This window comes from Trujillonella humicola (assembly GCF_046233715.1).
Classification (GTDB): domain Bacteria; phylum Actinomycetota; class Actinomycetes; order Mycobacteriales; family Geodermatophilaceae; genus Trujillonella; species Trujillonella humicola.
The window spans coordinates 1-1,159 of record NZ_JBJNRJ010000130.1 but is presented as its reverse complement, the minus strand read 5'-3'; the positions used below and the strand labels follow the sequence as shown (position 1 = coordinate 1,159).

Here is a 1,159-nt window from a genome sequence, read left to right as displayed (position 1 = left end):
GGTGATGTGCTGGCCGGCGTAGGCCGCGCCCAGGCGGAGGTCGTGTGCGCCGAGGCCGACGCGGCCGTCGGGGCGCACGGTGCGCCGGTGCAAGGTGGCGTCGGTCTGCAGCGGGAGTTGCTGGGGGCCGCCGTGTGCCGGTGCGGTGGTCCAGGCCTGTCGGGGAGTGGCTGCGACCGCGGAGTGCCGGCGGCGGTCGTTGTAGTGGGTCCGTACCTGGTCCAGCCGTGCCTGCAGTTGCTCGATGGTGGCGGCTGGGCCGTGGTGGAAGTGGGCGAGCAGCTTGTCGGCGGTCTGGTGCAGCCGCTCGCACTTGCCCAGGGTCTGGGGGTGGTAGGGGCTGGAGTGGATCAGCCGGGCACCGAGATCGGTGACGGCGGTGGTGAACCGGCCCGGCCGGGTCAGGCCGGCCCCGCCGCCGACGCCTCCGGTGAACGCCGAGCCGTTGTCGGCCAGCACCAGCCCGGGCGGGCCGAACTCGGCGCACGCACCGGCCAGCGCCGCGATCGCGGCCACGGAGGTCTCTGCCGGGCTGACGTGGGAGGCCACCCACATCCGGGTGCAGTCATCGATGATGTCGATCGCGACGACCACGCTGCCGTCGGCCAGGGTGTGTTCGGTGCCGTCGATCTGGTAGCAGTCCCGGGGCCGGGCGTAGCAGAACCGCTGGTAGGAGGACTTCGGTCGCTTCCGCGGGTTGGGCACCAGCAGACCCGCCCGGCCGAGCACCCGGTTGATCGTGGAACGGGCCGGCACCGCCGCTGCGGCCGGCCAGTCGGCGTCGGTCGCGGCCTGCTCGACCAGGGCGGCGTGGATGTTGTCGGCTCCGCTGTCTGGAGCCAGCGCGGCGCGCGCGGTGACGATCCGGTCCACCAGCCAGGGCGGCGTCGAGGACGGGGAGCGCAGCGGCCGCCGGGAGCGTTCGGTCCACGCTCCCTCGGCAGCCACCCGGGCCCGGTGCCGGTAGAACGTGCGCTCGTTCACGCCGTTGACCCGACACCACTCGGCCACGTTCGGGATCGGGGCACCGACCTGCAACGTCGCGTCCATCAGCTTCATGATCGCCGCTCGTCTTCCCACCACACCTCATCGGCACGGTGATGATCAAGCGACAGATGTCATGAGACTTCATCCCTGACACATCTCATGGGACTCGACA

General features: G+C 71.9%; 1 protein-coding gene. It reads right to left on the bottom strand.

Features of this window, described 5'->3' with window-relative positions:
* A partial coding sequence (locus ACK586_RS25395) for a DDE-type integrase/transposase/recombinase (protein ID WP_409333315.1) occupies positions 1-1,080 on the bottom strand: 1,080 nt, incomplete at its 3' end.
* Positions 1,081-1,159 lie beyond the last annotated feature (79 nt).